Here is a 20,505-nt window from a genome sequence, read left to right as displayed (position 1 = left end):
CCAACCTAAGGGCTGGCGAAGCGATACGGAACCGTCTCGTATCAGAATGTGCGTACGGTCACAGCCGGGAATAGCGCCGTAACAGGGCCACCGCCGATCCCCACAGGCCGCGCCGGAAGAGCAGCACGACGAGCACGAAGATACCGCCGGTGACCAGGCCGATCAGCGTGAAGCCGGCCTGCGACAGCTGGTCCTCCAGGTTGACCACGAGCGCCGCGCCGACCACCCCGCCCCACAGGGTGCCGATGCCGCCGAGCACGACCAGGACCACGCCCTTGCCCGACGTCGTCCAGTGCACCACGTCCAGGGACACGAACCCGTGCGCCACCGCGAACAGCCCGCCGCCCAGCCCGGCGACGAACGCCGACAGGACGAATGCCAGGAGCTTGTACCGGTGCGCCGGATACCCCAGCGCCCGGGCCCGCGCCGGGTTGTCCCGGATCGCGACGAGGACCCGCCCGAAGGGCGAGTGCACGATCCGCCACGCGAGCAGCAGCCCGAGCGCCGCCATGGGCAGCGCCGCGTAGTAGAAGTAGTACGGGTCGGACAGGTCCAGCCCGAACAGCTCCCGCGGCACGCTCTGCAGGCCGTTCTCGCCGCCGGTCACCGACGACCACCCGTTGGCCACGAAGTACACCAGCTGCGCGAAGGCCAGGGTCACCATCGCGAAGTAGATCCCGGAGCGCTTGACCGCGAGGTAGCCGATCGGCGCCGCGAGGGCCGCCGCGGCCAGGGCCCCGCCGAGCACCGCGACCGGGAACGGCACGCCGAGGTGCGCCGCGATGAGCCCGGCGGTGTACGCCGAGGTGCCCCAGAACGCCGCGTGCCCGAAGGACAGCAGCCCGCCGTACCCCAGCAGCAGGTCGATGGCCACGGCGAACAGGGCCCAGCACAGCATGTCGACGGCGACCGCGGGGTAGAGCCCGTTGGGCAGCCAGAGGGCCAGCAGCGCACCGGCGGCCAGCAGCAGCCAGCCGGCCCACCTGGGGGTGCGGACCCGTTGCAGCAGGAGCGAGGTCATGTCGGCAGCTCCTCCCGCCCGAACAGCCCGGCCGGGCGGAACAGCAGCACCAGGGCCATGACCAGGAAGATGAGGGTCTGCGCGAGCAGGCCCGGGCCGTAGGCCTCGCTCCAGGCCTGCAGCAGCCCGATCCCGAAGCCGGCGGCGACGGAACCGAAGACCGACCCGAGACCGCCGATGACGACGACCGCGAAGACGCCGATGATCAGGTCGGCGCCCATGAGCGGGTTCACCGCCCGCATCGGCGCGGCGAGCACCCCCGCGAGGGCGGCCAGGGCCACCCCGAAGCCGAACACGGGCGCGATCCACCGCCCGACGTCGATGCCGAGGGCCCGGGTGAGCTCGGGCCGTTCGGTGGCGGCCCGCACGACGGTGCCGACCCGGGTCCGGGTCAGCAGCCACCACACGCCCACGCACAGCAGCACGGCCACGCCGAAGACGAACACCCGGTACGCCGGGAAGTCGAACAACCCGAGGTCGACGGTGCCGCGCAGCCCCGCCGGCGCGCCGTAGGGGTTGGACTGCGAGCCGTAGCGGGACTTCACCACGTCCTGCAGCATCAGGGTCAGCCCGAAGGTGAGCAGGAAGTTGTACAGCGGGTCCAGGGCGGACAGCCGGCGGATCAGCGTGCGCTCGAGCAGGATCCCGAGCAGGCCGAGCACCACCGGCACCGCGAGCAGCGCCCACCAGAAGGAGATCCCGGCCTCGGCGAGCAGCACGTAGGCGCCGAACGCGCCGAGCATGTAGAACGCGCCGTGGGCGAAGTTGACCACCCGGAGCATGCCAAAGATGACGGCCAGGCCGAGGGCGAGCAACGCGTAGAAGCTGCCCCCGACCAGTCCGTTGAACGTCTGGGTGAGAAATCCCATCGGACTACAGCTTGCAGTCGGCCGACGGGGCGCGGAACGCGTCCTGGGCGGGGATCGTCTTCACGATCTGCTCGTAGTCCCAGGGCTCCTTGACCTCGCTGCCGGGCTTCACCTTGGCGAGGTAGGCGTCGTGCAGGACCCGGTGGTCGGCGGCCCGGAACTCGCCGTTGCGGAGGAAGAAGTCGTTGACCTTCTTGCCCTCCAGCTGCTTGACGACCGCGTCGGCGTCGTCGGTGCCGGCGGCCTGGACGGCCTCCAGGTACTGCATCGCCGCGGAGTAGTTCGCGGCGTGCGCGAACGTGGGCCGCTGCCCACCGGTGCGGGCGGAGAACTTGTCGGCCCAGGCCCGGTTCTCGGCGTCGAAGTTCCAGTACCACGCGTCGGTGAACGTGGTGCCCGCCAGGGCGTCCGGGGTCAGGGAGTGGATGTCGGTGAGGAACATCAGGCCGACGGCGAGCCCGACGCCCTTGTCCCGCAGCTTGAACTCGTTGTACTGCTTGACCACGTTCACCAGGTCGGCGCCGGCCTGCATGGTGCCCAGCACGTCGGGCTTCGGGTTCAGCGTCGGGGCTTTGAGCAGGAACGTGGAGAAGTTGTCGTTCGGGAACGGGGTCGGGTCGCTGGCCACGACGGTGCCGCCGCCCTTGGTGATGGCGGCCTTGAAGGACTTCTCCATGTCCTGGCCGAACGCGTAGTCGGGGTAGACGATGTACCAGTTCTTCGCGCCCGCCTGGGTGGCCGCGGTGCCGGTGCCGTTGGCGAGCATCGCGGTGTCGTAGGCGTAGTGGAACGTGTACTTGTTGCAGGACTTGCCGGTCAGGTCGGTGGTGGCGCCGGAGATGTTGAAGTAGAGCTTCTTCTGCGCCTTGGCGACGTCGGCGACCTTCAGCGCGGCCGACGAGGTGGGCACGTCGAGGATCGCGTCGACGCCGAGCCGGTCGTACATCTCCGACGCGCGGGTGTTCGCCACGTCGGGCTTGTTCTGGTGGTCGGCGCTCTCCACGGTGATGTTCTTCGTGACCGCCTTGTCGCCGTACTTGGCCTTGAAGTCCTCGATCGCCATCTTCACGGCCTCGACGGAGTTCTTGCCCGACAGCTGGGCGTAGGTGGCGGACTGGTCGTTGAGCACGCCGAGCACGATCTTGTCGCCGGTGAGCTTCGAGTCGCCGCCGCCGCGGGGGCCGCCGCCGCCGCAACCGGACAGGGCGACGCAGAGCGCGGCACCGGCCGCGAGAGTCTTTTTCACGAAATATCCCCTAGATCCCGAGGTGTGCGAGGAGGTCGGCCTCGCGGGAGTGGATGTCGGTGTTGTCGAAGTGGCCGACGATCCGCCCCTCGGCGAGGAGGTAGTGGCGGTCGGCGACGGTGGTGGCGAAGTGGATGTTCTGCTCGACGAGCAGGACGGTGACGCCGAGCGCCTTGGCCCGCCGCAGGATCTCGCCGACCTGCTGGACCAGCAGCGGGGAGAGCCCCTCGGTGGGTTCGTCGCAGAGCAGGACCGTCGCGCCCATCCGCAGCACCCTGGCGAGGGCGAGCATCTGCTGCTCGCCGCCGGAGAGCTTCGTGGCCGGGCTGGCGCGGCGGGTGTACAGCGCCGGGAACGCCTCGTGGACCTGCTCCAGGCTCCACGGGGCGGGACCGACGACCGGGGGCAGGGTGAGGTGTTCCGCGACGGTCAGGGTGGCGTAGGCGCCGCGGTCGTCGGGCACCCAGCCGAGGCCGCGGCGGGCGCGCTGGTGGACCTTTCGCGCCGTGATGTCGTCGCCGTCGAGGTGCACGGCACCCGTCTGGTTGCCGTGCAGCCCCATGACGCAGCGCAGCAGCGTGGTCTTGCCGGCGCCGTTGCGCCCGCAGAGCGTCACCACCTCGCCGCGCTCGACGAACAGGTCGACGTCGCGCAGCACCTGCGCCTCGCCGTGCCACGCGGACAGTCCCTCAATGCGCAGCATCGGCGCTCCCTTCCGACGAGCCCAGGTAGGCCTCGATCACCCGAGGATCGGTGCGGACCTGCTCGTACGGGCCCTCGACCAGCACGCGGCCGGCCTGCAGCACGGTGACCGCGTCGGCGAGCCGCCCGACCACGCTCATGTTGTGCTCGACCAGGACCACCGTGCGGCCGTCGCGCACGGCGGCGATGAGCTCGACGGTCCGGTCGACGTCCTCCAGGCCCATCCCGGCGGTCGGCTCGTCCAGCAGCAGCACCTTCGGGTCCAGCGCCAGGGCGATGGCCAGCTCCAGGGCCCGTTTCCGCCCGTACGCGAGGCTGCCGGCGAGGGTGTCCCCGGCGTCGCCGAGCCCGACCAGGTCGAGCAGCTCACCGGCGCGGGCCGAGAACCGCTCGAGGAGCCGGTGGCTGCGCCAGAACCGCCAGCCGAGCCCGGTCCCGCTCTGCAGGGCCAGCTCGACGTGGGTCCGCGCGGTCTGCTGCGGGAAGAGGCTGGTGATCTGGAACGACCGGGCCACGCCGAGGCGGGCGACCCGCTCCGGCGGCAGCCCGGTGATGTCGTGGCCGTCGAGCTCGATCCGGCCGGCGGTCGGCGCGAGAAAGCCGGTGAGCAGGTTGAACAGCGTCGTCTTCCCGGCGCCGTTGGGCCCGACCAGCGCGTGCACGCTGCCGGCGGCGACGGTCAGGTCGACCTGGTCGACGGCGCGGAAGCCGCGGAAGTCACGGATGAGACCGCGTGCGGTCAGTGCGGCGGGACCGTCCAATGGGGACACACCTCCTCCTGCGATGGCGATGGCAATGGCGGTTGCGATGGCGGTTGCGTGGTGGGTGGTGGGTGGTGGGCGGTCACATGCGGCCCGCCTGTTGCGGCGAACGCTATGACCGGCGCCACACCCAGGCCATGGAGGCGATCCATACATTTACCGGCGTACGCGTGTGTCCGTCCGCCATACAAAAAAGACGCCGATCGATTCGAATGAGATCGAATCGATCGGCGCCCTTACGAGCAGGTGGATCCACCTAGCGGCGGTCGGGGATCCACCTGGCCAGAGGGCCGAGACGGGTCCGCAGACCGGCCAGGCCACCGGGGAAGAAGTACACCGCGAGGATGAACACCGTCCCCAGCACGAACAGCGGCTGCGACAGCGGGCCGCTCAGCACGCCCGGCAGGCTGTCGACCGCGTCGGAGCGGCCGAAGGACACCAGGCGGTAGTCGAGATACGTGAACAGCATCCCGCCGATCAGCGGGCCCCAGCGGGTGCCGGGACCGCCGAGGACCACCATGACCAGCAGCGTCAGCGTCTGGTCCGAGACCGCCACGTGCGGGGTGGCGCCGCCGATCAGCAGCGCGTACATGGCCCCGGCCAGGCCGGCCAGGCCACCCGCGACGGTGAACGCGAACAGCTTGTAGCGGTACGGGTCCAGGCCGAGGACCCCGACGCGGCGCTCGTCGTCGCGGATCGCCGCGAGGACCCGGCCGGCGGGCGCGTCCGCGATCGCGTGCACGACCAGGACGGTGATGACGGCGACGCCGACGGCCAGCCAGTACAGGTTGACGGTGTTGGTGACGCCGACGAGCGCGTCCGGCACCTTGGCGGTGTCCATCGGCAGCCCCTCCTCGCCACCAGTGACACCGCCCGGGTCACGGCCGATGGTGATCGCGCCGACCTGGGCGAAGGCGAGGGTGACCATCGCGAAGGCGATCCCGTTGGTGCGCAACGCGACCGCACCGAGCGCCGCCGCGATCGTGGCGGTGCCGACGACGGCGAACAGGACGGCCTGCCACAGCGGGTAGCCGGCCTTGGTGATGAGGACGTCGGTGCCGTAGACGCCGGCGGCGAAGTAGAGCGCGTGACCGAAGGACAGCAGGCCGGTGCGCCCGAACAGCAGGTCGTAGCCGGTGGCGAGGGCGCCGAACACCAGGCAGAGCGCGAGCAGCTGCAGGGTGCCGGGCTTGTTGATGGCCGTGTCGAAGACCCCGGGGATCTCGATCGACCAGTACGGCAGCGCGATGAGCACGGCCAGGACGACGAGGGGGCCGAAGCGGGCCGGATGCCAGCGTCGCTTCGCGGGGGTGGAAGTGCCGCCGGGGGTCACCGCGGTGTCCGTCATCATGAGGTGGCGACCTTTCCGGTGATCCCCTGCGGGCGGATGAGCAGCACGATCGCGAGCAGCGCGACCACGCAGATGTCGCCGAGGCCCGGCGAGGTGTAGTTGACGAACTGCTGGAGCAGCCCGACGGCGACGGCGGCGTAGGCGGCCCCGACGACGGAGCCCATGCCGCCGATGACGACGACGATGAACCCGAAGATGAGCAGCGAGCTGCCGCCGGTCGGGGAGATCGAGCCGGCGTAGACCCCGCCGAGCGCCCCGGCGAGGGCGGCGGCGGCGCCACCGATCGCGAAGACGAGCGTGAACGCCCGCCGCACGTCGATGCCGAGCGCGGTGACCATGGACCGGTCCTCGACACCGGCCCGGATGACCAGGCCGATCCGGGTGAACTTGAGGAACGCCAGGAGCCCGGCGAGCACGATCACCGCGGCGCCGATGAGCAGGAACCGGTCGTTGGGGACGCGGGCGCCGGCCACCTCGGTCAGCTCCTGGGTCCACTGCGGCCGCGGGTAGGTGCGCGGGTCGGCGCCCCACGACGCCTGCAGCAGCGCCACCCCGGCGAGGGACAGCCCGACGGTGACGAGCACCTGTTCAATGGTGCGCGAGTACAGGGGCCGGATCAGGACCAGTTCGACGAGCGCGGCCACGACGGTGCCGCACACCACGCCGAAGATCACGGCGAGGACGAAGCCCCAGCCGGACGCCCCGGCGCCGGGCAGGTTCCCGGAGGCCCACCAGGTGCCGTACGCGCCGACGGACAGGAACAGCCCGTGCGCGAAGTTCAGCACGTCGGCGAGGCCGAAGACCAGCGCGAGGCCGGAGGCGACCAGGAAGTACAGCGCCGCGAGCCCGAGTCCCGTCAGCGTCAGCAGCACAACGGTGCTCATCAGTGCTCCCCCTTGCCGACGCCGAGCAGCGCCTTGGTCTTCTCGGTGTAGTCGAGCAGGTCCGACGCGCCGCCGGTGTAGGCGACCCGGCCGTTGGCGATGACCACGGCGTGGCGGGCCATCCGGCGGACCACGGCCAGGTTCTGCTCGACGAGCAGCATCGGCACGACGGCGGCGACGGCCTCCAGGGCGGCGGCGACCTCGGTGACGACCTTCGGGGCGAGGCCCTTCGTCGGCTCGTCGATGAGCAGGAGCCGGTTCGGGTTGAGCAGCACCCGGCCGATCGCCAGCATCTGCTGCTGGCCGCCGGACAGGGTGCCGGCCCGCTGCCGGGCCCGCTTGCGCAGCTCCGGGAACAGCCCGTGGACGGTGTCGTAGTCGGGGGTGCTGCCGGCGCGCTCGGCGAGCCGGAGGTTCTCCGCGACGGTGAGCCCGGCGAAGACGCCGCGGTCCTCGGGCACGTAGCCGAGGCCCTGCCGGACCAGGCGGAACGTGGGCTGCCGGGTGATGCTGGCGCCGGCGTAGCCGACCCGGCCGGTGATCTCCGCGGCGCGCGGCATGAGGCCGAGCACGGCCTTGAGGGTGGTGGTCTTGCCGACGCCGTTGCGGCCGAGCAGCGCGGTGACGCCCTGCGGCTGCACGCTGAACGTGACGCCCTGCAGGATGTGCGACCCGCCCACCTTGACCGACAAATCGGAGATATCAAGGATGGCGGTCATGGTGTCACCTTCCCGGACAGGTCCGCTGCGCGAACATGTCCGACATTTCGGTTATGTCGGGGAGCGAAGCGAGCCGACATCACCGATGACAGAGGATGTCTCACAGCTTCTCCCCCAGGTACGCCTCCTGGACGGTCCGGTCGGCCATGACGACCTCCGGGGTGTCGCAGATGAGCAGGGCGCCGTGGTGCATGACCGCCACCCGGTCCGCCAGGTCCAGGACCACGTCCATGTGGTGCTCCACCATGAGCACGCTGCGCCGCTCGTCGCGGGTCAGCGTCTTGATCAGCGCCACCAGACCGGGCACGTCCTCGGCGCTGACGCCGGCCATCGGCTCGTCCAGCAGCAGCACCTTCGGCTCGCCGGCGAGCAGCAGCGCGATCTCCAGCTTCCGCTTCTCGCCGTGGGCGAGGGTGCCGGCCAGGGTGCCGGCCCGGTGGTCGAGCCCGACCCGCCACAGCACCCGGTCGGCGCGCGCGGCGATGTCCTTGTCCGAGCCCGGCAGCGGGAACGGCCGGATCGAGCCGCCGCGGCGGGCCTGCACGGCCAGGCGCACGTTCTGCGCCACGGTCAGCGACCCGAACACCGACGAGGACTGGAAGGTGCGCCCGAGGCCGCGGCGGGCCCGGCGGTGCGGCGCGAGCCCGGTGATGTCGTGCCCGGCGAGGGTGACCGAGCCGTCCGTCGGCCGGCGCAGCCCGGAGATCAGGTTGAACAGTGACGTCTTGCCGGCGCCGTTGGGGCCGATCACGGCGAGGAACTCGCCCTCGGCCAGGTCGATCGAGACGTGGTCGACGATCGCGACCTCGCCGATCTTCCAGGTCAGCCGCCTGGTGGACAGCAGGCCGGTGGCCGGGGCGTCAACCACCCCGGCCGCCGGTGCATTGCTTCGGGGGAACAACCCTCAGCCCTTCATCTGGACGACCGGCGGGGTCGCGTCGGCCGGGTCGATCGCCTTGACGAGCTCCGGCTTCAGGTCGGCGCCGGAGCCGGAGAACTTGCCCTGGAACATCGGCTGGAGCAGGGCGTGGTCCTCCTTGCGGACGGTCAGCTTGCCCTTGACGCCGTCGAAGCTCCAGCCCTCGAGCGCGGTGACCATCTTGTCGGCGTCGTCGCCGCCCTCGCCGGCCGCCCGCACGACCATCTGCGCGGCGGTGAAGCCGTCCGGGTGGAACAGGTCGAGCTTGCCGCCCTCGACACCCTTGCGCAGCGCGGTGGTGGCCTCGTTGTCGCTGGCGCCGTCGAAGTAGTGCGCGAGCAGCGACAGCTTGCCGCCGGCCGCGCCGAACGTCGCCCAGGACGCCCGCTGGTCGATGCCGGTGACGACCATGGTGGAGCCGAGCACGCCCTGCTGGTCCAGCGCCGTCCACATGGCCGGGGCGGTGGTGCCGGCCCACGCCACGAAGATCATGTCGGCCTTGGCGTTCTTGGCCTGCGCCGCGAAGCCGGTGAACTCGGTCGCGCTGGCGGGCACGAACAGGTTGTCGACCGTGGCGCCGGCGCCGCCGATGACGGCCTTCACCGCGTCGGCGTTGGACTTGCCGAAGGTGCCCTCCTGCGCGAACACGAGGACCTTCTTGCCCGTGGGCGAGGGCAGGTAGGACTTGGCCGCGAGGACGTCCTGGTAGGACTGGCGGCCGGAGCGGAAGGTGTACTTGTTGACACCGGTGACCGCGTCGGACGCCGCCGGGCCGGAGATGAACAGCACCTTGTTCTGCGCGGCGAGGGGCGCGACCTGGCCGGCGACGGCCGAGCCGGTGCTACCGGCGATGATCTTGTAGCCCTGGCCGATGAGGTCCTTGGCGGCGGAGACGGCCTTGGCCGGGTCGCCCGCGTCGTCGACCTCCTTGACCTCGACGGGCCGGCTGCCGACCTTGCCGGTGCCCTTCGTGGCGAACGCGAGGCCCGCCTTCCAGCCCTCGATGTACTGCTTGCCGTAGCCGGCCAGGGCACCCGTCTGCGAGTACACCAGGCCGACCTTGATCGGGGTGGTGTCCCCGGCCGGCTCGTTGGCCGCCTCCTGGGGACTGCTGCAGGCGGACGTGAACGCCGCCGCCATGCTCAAGCCGACCGCCGCGAACAGTAGCCGCCGCGGCGCACTCGTCTGCCGAATCACGATTCCTCCGTGTGAACGCCTGGTTAAGGCCAGCGCCTGCTGGCGGTGTTCGCACACGCTAGGAGTGGCGTAGGGCACCGAGCTATGTGGGCAGGCCACACAAGTCAGGCGGGTTGCCCGGTTCGCTGCCCTACGACAGCGTCACGAGGTCGAGGAACGCCCCCAACATCGGCAGAAACGCGGGTGAGTGCTCACCCTCCGCGACGAACAGCATGTGGTCGGCCCCCGGCAGGACGGCGATCGCGTTGCGCCCGCGGTGCAGCCCGGGCAGCCGCTCGGCGAGCACCGCGACGCTGCGCTCGACGGGCACCTTCTCGTCGGCGGCGCCGTAGAGCGCGAGGATCGGGCAGCGCAGGTGCGGGATCAGCGCCGCCGGGTCGAAGCTCAGCGCCCGGGCGAAGAACCCGAGGGTCTCCACCGTGTCGTACGGCGCGGCGGCGACGATGTCGTGCCAGACGCGACCGGCGTGCCGGCCCTGCGCGGCGAGGACGTCCGCCGGCGGGTCACCGACGGCGAGCCGGGCGGCGCGCTCGTCGACCCAGCGCATCGCCTCGTCGACGACGGCGGGCGGGTGACCGGCCCGGCGCAGGGACCGCTCGGCGGACACCCGTTCCTGCTCGGCGACGCCGACCGCCGGCCCGGACAGGGTGACCATGAAGTCGATCTCCTGGGGGCGGCGGGCGGCGGCGATGAGGGCGATCCAGCCGCCCTGGCTGTAGCCGATGACGCCGACCCGCTCGACGCCGGTCTCGGCGCGCAGCGTGGCGACGGCGGCCAGGGCCTCGGTGGCCCGGTCCTCGTAGGACTGCTCCCGCCAGTCGCCGGGCGACCCGCCACAGCCGGGCTTGTCGTGCCGCAGCGAGGCGATCCCACGTTCCGCCAACCACGAAGGGATGCCGACCCAGTCGTGCCGGGTCGCGGGCCCCGAGCCGTCGATGAGGACGAGACCCGCCACCGGCGGGCCAGAAGGAGCGGTGATGATCGCGTGCAGGTCGCCGACCGTGGTGTCCCGTTCCTGAAACGGCATGAGGCCCTCCCCACGCTGAACATAACAGCGTGGGGAGGGCCATCGACATGCGCCTACGGCTTCTTGCCCGCCGGCACCGACTGGTAGGACTTGAGCAGGTCCATCTTGGCCTGGTCGATGGTCTTCCAGTCGTCCTTCAGGACCCCGCCGGTGTCGCCGGAGTTCGGGTTCCAGGACCAGTACGTGTAGCTGAGCCCGTTGTCCTTCAGGTACGCGATCAGGTGCCGCTGCCAGATGCCCTCGAGGTCCTTCTCGCCCTTGGCGTCGGTCTCGGCGACGGAACGGCCGCCGAACTCACCCATCAGCACCGGCGCGACGTTGTTCTTCACGAGGTAGCCGAACTGCTTGTCCCACAGCGCCGGCATGTTGTTGGGGAAGTTCTTGTCGGTGAACCACTGCTGCGACCACACCTTGGGGCTGTAGTCGTGCGCGGAGTAGACCAGCTTCTTCGGGTCGGAGAGCCGGACCGGGTCCTTGGCCGCACCCTGCAGGTTGCCGCCCCACCAGTACCCGTCGCCGTCGTAGGACTCGATGCCCTCCACGACGATGAGCCAGTTCGGGTTCTCCTTGAGCACGGCGTTGCCGGCCCGCTCGGCGGCGGCCCGCCAGTCGGTCTTCTCGCCGCCGGTGCCCCAGGTGGCCTCGCCGTGCGGCTCGTTGTGCAGGTCGGCGCCGACGACCAGGGGGTTGTCGCGGTACTGCTTCGCGAGCTTCACCCAGTCGCTGATCCAGCGCTCCTCGCTGACCTTGTCGGTGTACCAGAGGTTGCTCTGGCCCTGCGAGGTCGGCCGGTGCCGGTCGAGGATCACCATCATGCCGCGCTTGGTGATGCCCTCGACGACCTTGTCCATGATCTGCGGGCCGGTGAGGCCCTGCAGGGTGGGGTTGAGCTTGTAGTCGACACCGTTGGGCTTGGCGGTGGCGTCGAACAGCTCGTTGCTGAAGGGCAGCCGCACCGAGTTGAAGCCCTGTGCCGCCATCTGGTCGAGCATCTCGTCCAGGGATCGGGACCACAGCCCGTGCGGGGCGAACGTATTGGTCTCCAGGCCGAACCAGTTGACGCCGGTGAAGGTGACCGTCTTTCCGGCGGCGTCGACGATCCGGTTGCCGTCGGTGTGCAACGGCAGCTTCAGCTGCCGGCCGACGGCCTGGGGTTCGGTGTTGTCAGCGGAGTTCATGGCGGTACAACCTGCGGTGACGGCGGCGGCAAGCGCCAGGGTGGCGCTCAGCCACACGAGACGGGAACGCTTCAACTTGACCTGTCCTCACGTACGACGACGTCGGGCAGGTCAAAACATTACGGATTCGGAAATTTCAGGTCAGCGTACGAATGTCCGAAATGCTCATGGTGCAACTGTAGGAGCGTCCCAGTCGGCCGCGCGTACCACCGCCTCCAGCTTGGATCGGGCACCCATCTTCGACAACAGGTGCCGCACGTGGCTGCGGACCGTGGTGTAGCTGATGCTCAGCTCCCGGGCGATGTCCCGGTTGTCCATCCCGGCCGTCATCAGGCTCAGGATCTGCCGCTCCCGCGGGGTGAGGCTGTCCAGCCGCCGGGCGTGCTCGGCGGAGCGGTGCGAGCGCTCCCGCCGCCGCGCCAGGAGCTTCGCCAGCTGGCGGGCCGGCACCAGGATCTCCCCGTCGACGGCCCGGCGGACCGCGTCGGCGACGTCGGCCCCGGCCGAGCTCTTCACCAGGTAGCCGGCGGCCCCGGCCTCCAGGGCGGCGAGGACCACCTCGTCGCTGCTGTCGGCGCTGAGGAACACGATCGCCACGTCCGGCAGGTGCAGCCGCAGCGCGGCGACCGCCTCCGGGCCGGTCCCGTCGGGCAGCCAGTAGTCGCACAGCACCACGTCGACTCGCTCGACGTCGGCGAGGTGCTCGACCTCCCCGACCCCGCCGGCGATCGCCACCACCCGCAGCTCGGGGTGCTCGTTGAGCAGGGCTGCGAGCCCTTCGGCGACCACCTGGTGGTCCTCGACGATCAGCACGCGGTAACGCATCAGGCGGCTCCTTTGGATTGCAGGTCGGCGCCGCGCGGCACCCAGAACGTGACGGTGGTGCCGCTGCCGGCGACGCTGCTGATCCGGATCCAGCCGCCGGCGAGCGCCGCACGCTCCCGCATGAGGATCAGGCCGAGATGCCCGGCGGGGGTCTCGAAGTCGGCCTCGACGTGCCCTTCGACATTCTCCGCGCCGATCCCGTCGTCGACGACCCGGACCAGGTAGCCGTCGTCCTGCTCGCCGAGGACGACCGTGCACTCGTCGGCGTCGGCGTGCTTGGCGACGTTGGCGACGGCCTCCTGCAGCATCCGGAACAGCAGCAGCCGCGTGGGCAGCGCCGGCTCGTCACGCAGCCGGTTGTCCAGGTGCACGACCAGCGAATGGTCCTCCGCGAGCCCGTCCAGGAGATCGCGGGTCGCCGCGGCGAGCCCCTCGCTGGACAGTTTCGGCGGCCGGAAGTCGAAGATCAGGCGGCGCAGCCGGTCGGCCGCGAGCGCCAGGCTGTCCTCCAGCTTGCCGAGCAGCTCCAGGTCCCGCGGCTCGCGCAGCCGGCGGCGCAGGTGCTGCAGCCGCAGCATCGCCGCGGTGATCACCTGCAGGCTGTCGTCGTGCACGCCGGCGGCGATGCGGGCCCGTTCCCGTTCCTGGTTGAGGATGACGTCGCCGAGCGCCTGCTCCTGCGCGACGCCCGCCTGTTGCAGGCGGGCGACGCGGTGTTCGAGGCTGGCCCGGGACAGCCCGCCGGACCCCTGGTCGTCGACGGCGAGCACGACCAGGCCGCTGGGGTCACCCGGCAGGGTCCGCAGCCGCACGTCCACCGGCAGCTCCGCCCCGTCGGGCTGGCGGATCGCGGACGTGGTGTAGATCGGCTCCCCGTCGGACTCCTGACCCCCGGACGGTTCGGGGAGGGCTCCCCGCGGATCGCTGATGAGCAGCTCGTCGACCCGGCGGCCGACGAGGTCGGCGGTCACCCGGCCGAAGAGCCCCTCCGCGGCGCTGCTGGCGAGCCGGACCACCCCGGCGGCGTCGAGCACGATCAACGCCTCCGGGGCGGCCCGAAAAGCCTGCCAGTACACCGGGGTTACTTCTCCAGATCCTTCGGCAGGACATACGGCTTCGGCGTCGGGATGTCGACCGGCCCGCCGGAACTGTCGACCTTGAAGTTGACCGTCGCGGTGGAGCCGCTGAGCTGCCCGCGCAGCTCGAAGATGACGCTGTTCTCGGTGTTGCCCGGGATCGTGTACTGGCCGACCGCGCGGGCCGTGCCCTTCTTGTCGACCCGGAACGCCGACACCAGGTCACCCTTGGCGCCCTTGGACGTCTTGGCGTAGACGTGCACGGCCTCGTTCGGCGCGAACTGGGTGGCGTAGAAGTTGACCACCGTGCCGGGCAGGCCACCGTAGGCGTTGGTGCGGGCCTGCGGCGTGTAGGGCAGGATCGTGAACCCGGTCGAGGTCGCGGCCCGGCTCTGCTCGCCGATGAACACCAGCGACTGGGCGCCCTTGAGCTGGTAGGGCATGGTCAGCCCGGCGCCCTTGAACCCGCCGGCGCCGTCGGTCGTCACCGCCATGACCGGCTGCCCGCCGGCCGCGTTCAGCCGCACCAGGACCCGCTCGCCCGGCGCGAAGCCGGCGCCGGAGAAGGTGATCGACTGGGTCGCCTTCACCGCGTACGGCGCGAGCTTGATCGACGGGTACAGCCGCAGCACCTGGAACGGGGCACTCGCCGCCGCGCCACTCGTCTTGCCCACGACCACCAGACTGGTCGTCCCGACCGCCGTGACCCCTACTTTGATCGGGGTCTTACCCACCGAGCCATCCTCGTCGGCCTTGAGGGTGAGGGCGGGGTCACCATTGATGCGGCCCCAGAAGACCTGCAGCTCCTCGCCCGGGGAGAAGCCCTTCACGGTCAGGTTGATGACGTCGCCGGGCTTGCCGACCACGGCGGACAGCGCCGCCTGCCCGGCGCCCTGCGCGACCGCCGCGTCGGCCTTGGCGACCTTGTCGCTGCCGCGCGCCTGGGCGGTCACCTCCAACACCGGCGTGGTCATCTTGGTGGGGAACGGGAAGTTGAGCGTGAAGATGCCGTACTTGCCGGCCTTCGCGGTGCCCACCATGACCGGCTTCCCGGCGGCGGCCTTGGACGGCTTGGACTTGCCCGACGGCTGGGCCGCGGTGGCGGACGGGCCCAGGTACACCTCGACAACGGACCCCTGGTCGAAGCCGGAGCCGTTGACCGTGACCGTGCCGCCGAGCCGGACCAGGCCAGGGTTCAGCGTGATCATCGGCTCGCCGCCGCCGGGCACCATGACCCCGTTCAGGTCGACGGTCGGCGCCTTCGGCGCCTTGGTCGTCGGCGCGTCGGTCGGCGTGTCCCCGCCGCCGCCGAACGACGGCAGCCCCGGCGTCTCGATGCCGAGCGCCGGCAGCACCGACCGGCCGACGCTGAACAGCAGGAACACGGCGACCACGGCCACCAGGATCCGGCGGCCGGAGATCTTCGGACGGGCCAGCCGCTTCCGGGACCGGCGCTTGCCGGCCAGGCCCGCGGATGCCGGACGGCGTTTCGCCGGGGCCAGGCGACGCTTCAGGGTCTGCATGGTCACTCCCGCTCGCTCACGATGTTCCACCGATCTTGATGATCTGCAGTGAGACGTCGCCGCGGGTCGCCTGCCACACGGTCTCCCCGTGCTGGTCGATCGCCTCGATGATCCAGGTCTCGCCGCCGCGTTCGAGGGCGTCGCGCATCTTGTTCGACATCACGACGTAGTCGACGTTCTGCCAGCTGGAGGCGAACACCTTGTCCCGCACGTCCGGGTCCGACGTGGCCTTGTAGTGCGGGTGCGCGTTCTTGTACGGCGGGTCGTTGTCGTGCAGCGCGACCCAGATGTCGTCGTCGATGATGAGCTTCGCGTCGGGCGGCACGTTCGCCTTGATCCAGGCGACCTGCTGCTCCTGCAGGCGGGTCAGCGGCAGCCGGTACGCGTCGCTGAACTCCAGCTCACCCTTGGTGTTGTACTTGACCATGAAGCCGCCCGGCATGACCACCACCGGCACCAGCAGGCAGGCGACGAGCACGGCCGCGCCGGCGGGCTTGGTGCGCCGGGTGAGCCAGCCGAAGAACATCCCGAGGTTCAGCGCGAACAGCGGGACCATCGGCGCGATGTAGAAGTCGAGCAGGGCGCTGCGGGTCAGGTAGAAGCCGTACCCCACGCCCATCAGCGCGCAGGCCAGCATCGGGCCGCGCAGCCGCTTGTTGCGCCGCCCCGCGAACAGGCCGAGCACCGTCACGGCGGTGCCGGCGATGAGCAGGTAGCGGTCCTTGAACAGCCAGCTGGCCTGCAGCAGCGTGGTGAACGACAGGCCGTTGCTGCTGTTGGAGTTGCGGTGCAGCTGCCACCACACGGTGTAGAGCAGCGACACGTGGTCGCCGGGGGTGGCCGCGGCGAGGTTGAAGTTGAAGTTCTGCGGGAACAGCTCGTTCTTGATCTGGGCGAAGAGCAGGTAGCCGACGACCGGGGCGAGGGCGGCGAACCACCAGAACGACACCCCGAAGCGCCGGTTCGGCTGGGACTTGATCGCGCGGTGCAGCAGGTACGCGCAGCCGGGCAGGATGAACAGCGCGTTCTCCTTGGTCACCAGGGCCAGGCCGAAGCACAGCCCGGCGCCCATGACGGTGACGATCCGGCCGTCCTTGCGGGCCAGCAGGTACAGGCCCAGCAGGATCCACAGCATCATCAGGTTGTCCAGCAGGACCTGGCGCTGGTAGTACACGCCGAGCGGCGACACGTTGAACACGAACGCCGCCAGGAACGCGCCCGCCTTGCTGCCGGTGAAGCGCCGGATGATCTCGTACAGCAGGAACACCGACACCAGGTGCACGATGAGCATCAACACCCGCCCGGTGTTGATCGCGTTGCCGAAGGCGTTGAAGCCGCCGGGCAGGATCGCGACCCAGCCCGCGATCGTGAGCCAGCCGAACGGCGCGTGGTCGTAGAAGTACGTGTACGGCGACAGCTTCGCCTCACGGAGCACGGACCACGCCTGCTCCATGTAGATGCCCTCGTCGGTGAGGTACAGCGGGTAGCGGAACATGTTCCAGCCGTGCGTCGCCAGGCCGATGACGAGGCTGACCACGATGAGCGGCCACCCGCGGGTCTGCGGGGGCTTCTGGGCGCCGGTCCCCTTGTGGGTCTCCGGCCGGTTCAGGACATCAGCCGACATTGGTCAGCTCCGCTGTCTCCGCCGCGGTGCGGTGCGCACCGACGTGGGCCGTCTTCTCCCAGTTGCGTTCGCCCTTGACCTGCCGCCACAGGGCGCGGGCCGCCGCGTAGGACAGCACCATCTGGTACGGGAACCAGGTGATCGCCATCTTCACGACCGTGCCGGGGGTGGCCTTCAGCCCGTGCGCGCCGGTGAACTCGTACAGCCCGACGACACTCATCACGAAGTGGGCGCCGAGCATGAGCACCGGCAGCCACGACAGCATCGCGATCGGCACCGGCACCGTCAGCACGAACGCGCTGAGCAGCGCCACCGGCAGGTACACCCCGAGCATCGCCTGCACGTGCGGGAACGCCAGGGTGTACCAGGCGAGGAACCGCTGGCGGCGGGTCGGCATCAGCTTCCAGGTGCCTTTGCCGAGGGTCTGCATGAAGCCTTGACACCACCGGGTCCGCTGCTTGATGAAGCTCTGCAGCGTCGGTGGCGTCTCCTCCTTCGTGACGTAGCGGTCGTCGTAGACCACCCGGACCTTCTCCCCCATGCTGGACAGGCGCAGGCCGATGTCGGCGTCCTCGGTCAGGTTCGACTCGTCCCAGCCGCCGAGGCGCTCGATCAGCGTCCGTTTGAAGAAGACGGTGTTGCCGCCGAGCGGGATCGCGCCGTTCTTCGCGTGGTAGTGCAGCCGGCTGCGGAACCAGAAGAAGTACTCCAGGACGTTGAACGTCGAGTACCAGTTGGACTGGAAGTTCATCAGCTGCACGCCGGCCTGCACACAGCCGACGTCCTCCTCCGACATGATGGTGTTGACGATGTCGAACAGCTGCGGCTGGACCTCGTCCTCCGCGTCGAAGATGGCGACGACGTCGTTCGTGGCGTACCGCAGCGCGGTGTTGAGCCCGTGCGGCTTGTTGATCGGCCCGTCGTCGAAGACGACCACCTCGACGTTGGTGCGGCCCATCGCGCGCAGCCGGTTCACCTGCGCCTGGGCCTGTTCGATCGTGCCGACGTCGTCGGCGGAGCAGACCACGAGGATCTGCACCAGGTGCGGCGGGTAGTCAGCGGACGCGGCGCGGGCGATGGTGTGCTGGATGACCTCCTCCTCGTGCCGTGCCGGGAGGATGGCGGTGAAGGAGAGTGCCGGCGTAGCACGTCGATCGGGCACCCGCGCCCTGTCGCCGGCCTCCGGCCGGTCCCACGTATAGATCATGAGGTACAACGCATGCGCCGCCTGCACTGTCAGCACCAGCGAGATCAGGGTGAGAATGGTCAACACCAGCTGTTCCATCGGTGCGTTCACTCCAAATCCACTTCGAGCTGACGGCGAAGTTGACGGCGAACCCGGCGACGATGCCGATCAGGTTCGCGGGCAGGTAGTGCATGCCGAGGGCGACCAGCAGCTGGACCGCTACGACGTTGACGGGCAACGCGGCGAGGCCGGCCAGGCTGAAGTAGGCGAAGCGCTGCAGCGACAGCCGGCGGCCGTTGGGTCTGTCGGAACTGCGTTGGTGCCGGAACGTCCACAGTTCGTGCAGCACGTAGTTGGTGACCATCGCGAGTTCGACCGAGGCGACGGTGGCGGGCAGCAGCGCCAGTCCGAACCCCCCGTGCAGCACGAGCAACGCGCTGTTGTTGACCACCACACCGCCGGCTCCCACCAGCGAAAACCGGCCCAGCCGGCGCAAGTTGGGCGTCACGGTGCAACGGTGCCCGCCTTCTCGGTGCCTTACATCACGCCACGGTCGGTCGGTGGCGGCGACCTTGGTCCTCCCCCATTCGGCGTACTCCGAACGGCACCTGGGACGTGGTGATTCGCCGCCGCACCGGGGTATAGCGCGCGGCGATGAGTATCAAGATCTTGATCGCCGACGACCACGCCATGGTCCGCGAGGGCCTGCGCGGCTTCCTGTCCCTCAGCGGCGACCTGGAGACCGTCGGCCTCGCCGGCGACGGGCGCGAGGCCGTGCGCCTGGCCCACGAGCTGCGACCCGACCTCGTCCTGATGGACCTGCTCATGCCGGTCCTCGACGGTATCTCCGCGACCACCGTGATCCGCCGCGAGCTGCCCGGGGTCGAGGTCGTCGCCCTCAGCGGCTATCTCGAGCCGCAGCTCATCGCCGACGCCCTGCACGCCGGCGCGGTCGGGTACCTGCTGAAGGACACCTCCTCGGAGGAGCTGCACCGGGCCGTGCGGGCCGCGGCGGCCGGCCAGGTGCAGCTGTCGCCGGCGGTCGCCGCCCGCCTGGTCCGGGACGTGCACGTGCCCGCCGCGCCGCCGCAGCTCACCCGCCGCGAGGAGGAGGTCCTGGTGCTGCTGGCCCGGGGCCGCGCCAACGGGCAGATCGCCCGGGAGCTGCACATCGCGCCGCAGACGGTGAAGACGCACGTGAGCAACATCCTGCAGAAACTCAACGCGGAGAGTCGCACGCAGGCCGCCCTGTACGCGATGCGGGTCGGGCTCGTGCCGGTCCACGCGGCGGCACCCAGTTGAGGCACCTCACGGCGCTGCACACGGCCCTGCGCGCCGGCACGCCGGCGGAGGAGGTCCTGCGGTCGGTGTGCGACCGGGCCGCCCTCGCCCTGCCGGCGGCGGCGGTCCTGGTCGTCGACGCGACCGGCCGCGTCCGGGCCGCCTCCACCTTCCCCGCCCGCCCGAACCGGGCTGGGGAGGAGGCGGTCGACGGGACCGTGGCCGGGATCGCCGGGATCGTGGCCGAGATCGCGGGCGCGGCGATGCGGTCCGGGCGGCCGGTGCGGCGCGGCGCGGTCTGCTGCGTGCCGCTGCCCGGCCAGGCCGGCGTCCCCGGCGCGCTCGTCGCCACCGGGCACCGCCGCCCGCCGCACCCGCGCCGGCTGGAGGCGTTCGCCGCGGCGGCCGCCCTGGCGCTGGGCACCGACGCCCCCCGGGCGACCCGCGAGCGTGAGCAGCTCGCCCGGGAGCTGCACGACTCGGTGGTGCAGACCCTGTACGGCATCAGCCTCGGCGCCGGCACCGCGGCGGAGCTGGTGCACGGCGATCCCGCCAACGCGCAGGCGTCCCTCGCCTGGATCCAGGAGACGGCCAGCGCCGGGCTGAGCGACCTGCGCGGCATCATCGTCCGGCTCCGCCCGGAGACCCTGGTCGGCGCCGGCCTCGCCGCGGCGCTGCGGCGCATCGTCGACGCGCTGCACTTCGCGCCCGGCACCGGTGCCGTCCCGCCCGGCTGGGGCCTGCAACTGGACGCCGAACCGGCCGTCAGCCCGCAGGTGGAGGAGGCGCTGTACCGCATCGCCCTGGAGGCCCTCGGCAACGCCGCCCGGCACGCGGGTGCCTCCCAGGTGACGGTGCGCCTCGCCGGCGACGACACCCGGGTGGTCCTCGAGGTCGTCGACGACGGCGTCGGGTTCCGGCTGAGCGCGTCAGGCGGCAAATCAGGCGGCGCGGCGGGCGGCGCGGCGGGGCGGCCCGGCCGGCTCGGGCTGCGCTCCATGCGGGAACGGGCCGAGCTCGTCGGCGGCACCCTCGACGTGATGAGCGCGCCGGGCGCCGGCACCGTCGTCCGCGCGATCCTGCCCAGTTCCGCCGCCGTCCTCGTGGGGTGAGGCG

20 protein-coding genes are annotated in these 20,505 nt (G+C 70.8%); 2 read left to right on the top strand and 18 right to left on the bottom strand.

All coding sequences use genetic code 11. The features are described 5' to 3' along the window. Nucleotides 1-58: 58 nt before the first annotated feature. From Dsi01nite_RS31515 to Dsi01nite_RS31430, 18 genes are all read right to left on the bottom strand, one after another. A complete protein-coding gene (locus Dsi01nite_RS31515; protein ID WP_203849946.1) occupies nt 59-1,021 on the bottom strand; it encodes a branched-chain amino acid ABC transporter permease in 963 nt (320 codons plus the stop codon). Beyond that, a complete protein-coding gene (locus Dsi01nite_RS31510; RefSeq protein WP_203849945.1) occupies nt 1,018-1,890 on the bottom strand; it encodes a branched-chain amino acid ABC transporter permease in 873 nt (290 codons plus the stop codon). Before Dsi01nite_RS31510 ends, Dsi01nite_RS31515 begins: the two co-directional genes overlap by 4 nt. A gap of 4 nt (nt 1,891-1,894) precedes the next feature. Then, a complete protein-coding gene (locus tag Dsi01nite_RS31505; RefSeq protein ID WP_203849944.1) occupies nt 1,895-3,136 on the bottom strand; it encodes an ABC transporter substrate-binding protein in 1,242 nt (413 codons plus the stop codon). Nucleotides 3,137-3,146: 10 nt separating this feature from the next. Continuing rightward, a complete protein-coding gene (locus Dsi01nite_RS31500) occupies nt 3,147-3,839 on the bottom strand; it encodes an ABC transporter ATP-binding protein (RefSeq protein WP_203849943.1) in 693 nt (230 codons plus the stop codon). Beyond that, a complete protein-coding gene (locus Dsi01nite_RS31495; RefSeq protein ID WP_239136311.1) occupies nt 3,826-4,599 on the bottom strand; it encodes an ABC transporter ATP-binding protein in 774 nt (257 codons plus the stop codon). Before Dsi01nite_RS31495 ends, Dsi01nite_RS31500 begins: the two co-directional genes overlap by 14 nt. A 256-nt stretch (nt 4,600-4,855) precedes the next feature. Further along, a complete protein-coding gene (locus Dsi01nite_RS31490) occupies nt 4,856-5,950 on the bottom strand; it encodes a branched-chain amino acid ABC transporter permease (RefSeq protein ID WP_203849941.1) in 1,095 nt (364 codons plus the stop codon). Beyond that, nucleotides 5,947-6,834 carry a branched-chain amino acid ABC transporter permease gene (locus tag Dsi01nite_RS31485; protein WP_203849940.1) on the bottom strand — a complete coding sequence of 296 codons (888 nt, stop codon included), beginning with the start codon at nt 6,832-6,834 and terminating at the stop codon, nt 5,947-5,949. The genes Dsi01nite_RS31490 and Dsi01nite_RS31485 overlap by 4 nt, the downstream gene beginning before the upstream one ends. Continuing rightward, nucleotides 6,834-7,553, bottom strand: coding sequence for an ABC transporter ATP-binding protein (locus tag Dsi01nite_RS31480; protein ID WP_203849939.1), 720 nt, complete (start codon nt 7,551-7,553; stop codon nt 6,834-6,836). The genes Dsi01nite_RS31485 and Dsi01nite_RS31480 overlap by 1 nt, the downstream gene beginning before the upstream one ends. A 100-nt stretch (nt 7,554-7,653) precedes the next feature. Beyond that, complete coding sequence (locus tag Dsi01nite_RS31475; protein WP_203849965.1) at nt 7,654-8,397, bottom strand: ABC transporter ATP-binding protein; 744 nt, start codon at nt 8,395-8,397, stop codon at nt 7,654-7,656. Between the two features lie 60 nt (nt 8,398-8,457). Then, the gene (locus tag Dsi01nite_RS31470) at nt 8,458-9,672 is read right to left on the bottom strand and encodes a substrate-binding domain-containing protein (protein WP_373318875.1); all 1,215 of its coding nucleotides are present in this window, start codon (nt 9,670-9,672) and stop codon (nt 8,458-8,460) included. A gap of 127 nt (nt 9,673-9,799) precedes the next feature. Further along, nucleotides 9,800-10,696 (bottom strand): alpha/beta hydrolase family protein, encoded by an 897-nt coding sequence (locus Dsi01nite_RS31465; protein ID WP_203849938.1) that lies wholly within the window; start codon nt 10,694-10,696, stop codon nt 9,800-9,802. A 53-nt stretch (nt 10,697-10,749) separates the two neighbouring features. After that, a complete protein-coding gene (locus Dsi01nite_RS31460; protein ID WP_203849937.1) occupies nt 10,750-11,874 on the bottom strand; it encodes a glycoside hydrolase family 5 protein in 1,125 nt (374 codons plus the stop codon). Between the two features lie 165 nt (nt 11,875-12,039). Further along, nucleotides 12,040-12,699, bottom strand: coding sequence for a response regulator (locus Dsi01nite_RS31455; protein ID WP_203849936.1), 660 nt, complete (start codon nt 12,697-12,699; stop codon nt 12,040-12,042). Beyond that, nucleotides 12,699-13,775, bottom strand: coding sequence for a PAS domain-containing sensor histidine kinase (locus Dsi01nite_RS31450; RefSeq protein ID WP_203849935.1), 1,077 nt, complete (start codon nt 13,773-13,775; stop codon nt 12,699-12,701). The genes Dsi01nite_RS31455 and Dsi01nite_RS31450 overlap by 1 nt, the downstream gene beginning before the upstream one ends. A 5-nt stretch (nt 13,776-13,780) precedes the next feature. After that, nucleotides 13,781-15,298, bottom strand: coding sequence for a hypothetical protein (locus Dsi01nite_RS31445; RefSeq protein ID WP_203849934.1), 1,518 nt, complete (start codon nt 15,296-15,298; stop codon nt 13,781-13,783). 16 nt (nt 15,299-15,314) lie between these two features. Continuing rightward, nucleotides 15,315-16,922, bottom strand: coding sequence for a glycosyltransferase family 39 protein (locus Dsi01nite_RS31440; protein ID WP_203849933.1), 1,608 nt, complete (start codon nt 16,920-16,922; stop codon nt 15,315-15,317). Further along, on the bottom strand, nt 16,912-18,084 hold the full coding sequence (locus tag Dsi01nite_RS31435; protein WP_203849932.1) for a glycosyltransferase: 1,173 nt from the start codon (nt 18,082-18,084) through the stop codon (nt 16,912-16,914). Before Dsi01nite_RS31435 ends, Dsi01nite_RS31440 begins: the two co-directional genes overlap by 11 nt. Further along, nucleotides 17,978-18,616 carry a GtrA family protein gene (locus Dsi01nite_RS31430; RefSeq protein ID WP_203849931.1) on the bottom strand — a complete coding sequence of 213 codons (639 nt, stop codon included), beginning with the start codon at nt 18,614-18,616 and terminating at the stop codon, nt 17,978-17,980. Before Dsi01nite_RS31430 ends, Dsi01nite_RS31435 begins: the two co-directional genes overlap by 107 nt. A gap of 146 nt (nt 18,617-18,762) precedes the next feature. Here Dsi01nite_RS31430 and Dsi01nite_RS31425 point away from each other — a divergent pair, with 146 nt between their 5' ends. Further along, nucleotides 18,763-19,410 carry a response regulator gene (locus Dsi01nite_RS31425; RefSeq protein WP_203849930.1) on the top strand — a complete coding sequence of 216 codons (648 nt, stop codon included), beginning with the start codon at nt 18,763-18,765 and terminating at the stop codon, nt 19,408-19,410. Beyond that, entirely contained in the window at nt 19,407-20,501 is a 1,095-nt protein-coding gene (locus Dsi01nite_RS31420) for a sensor histidine kinase (protein WP_203849929.1), read from the top strand. The genes Dsi01nite_RS31425 and Dsi01nite_RS31420 overlap by 4 nt, the downstream gene beginning before the upstream one ends. Nucleotides 20,502-20,505: the final 4 nt, after the last annotated feature.

Origin of the sequence: Dactylosporangium siamense (assembly GCF_016862795.1) — a bacterium.
Taxonomy (GTDB): Bacteria; Actinomycetota; Actinomycetes; order Mycobacteriales; family Micromonosporaceae; genus Dactylosporangium; species Dactylosporangium siamense.
The sequence above is the reverse complement of the archived record's forward strand: the minus strand, read 5'-3'. Positions and strand labels throughout refer to the sequence as shown.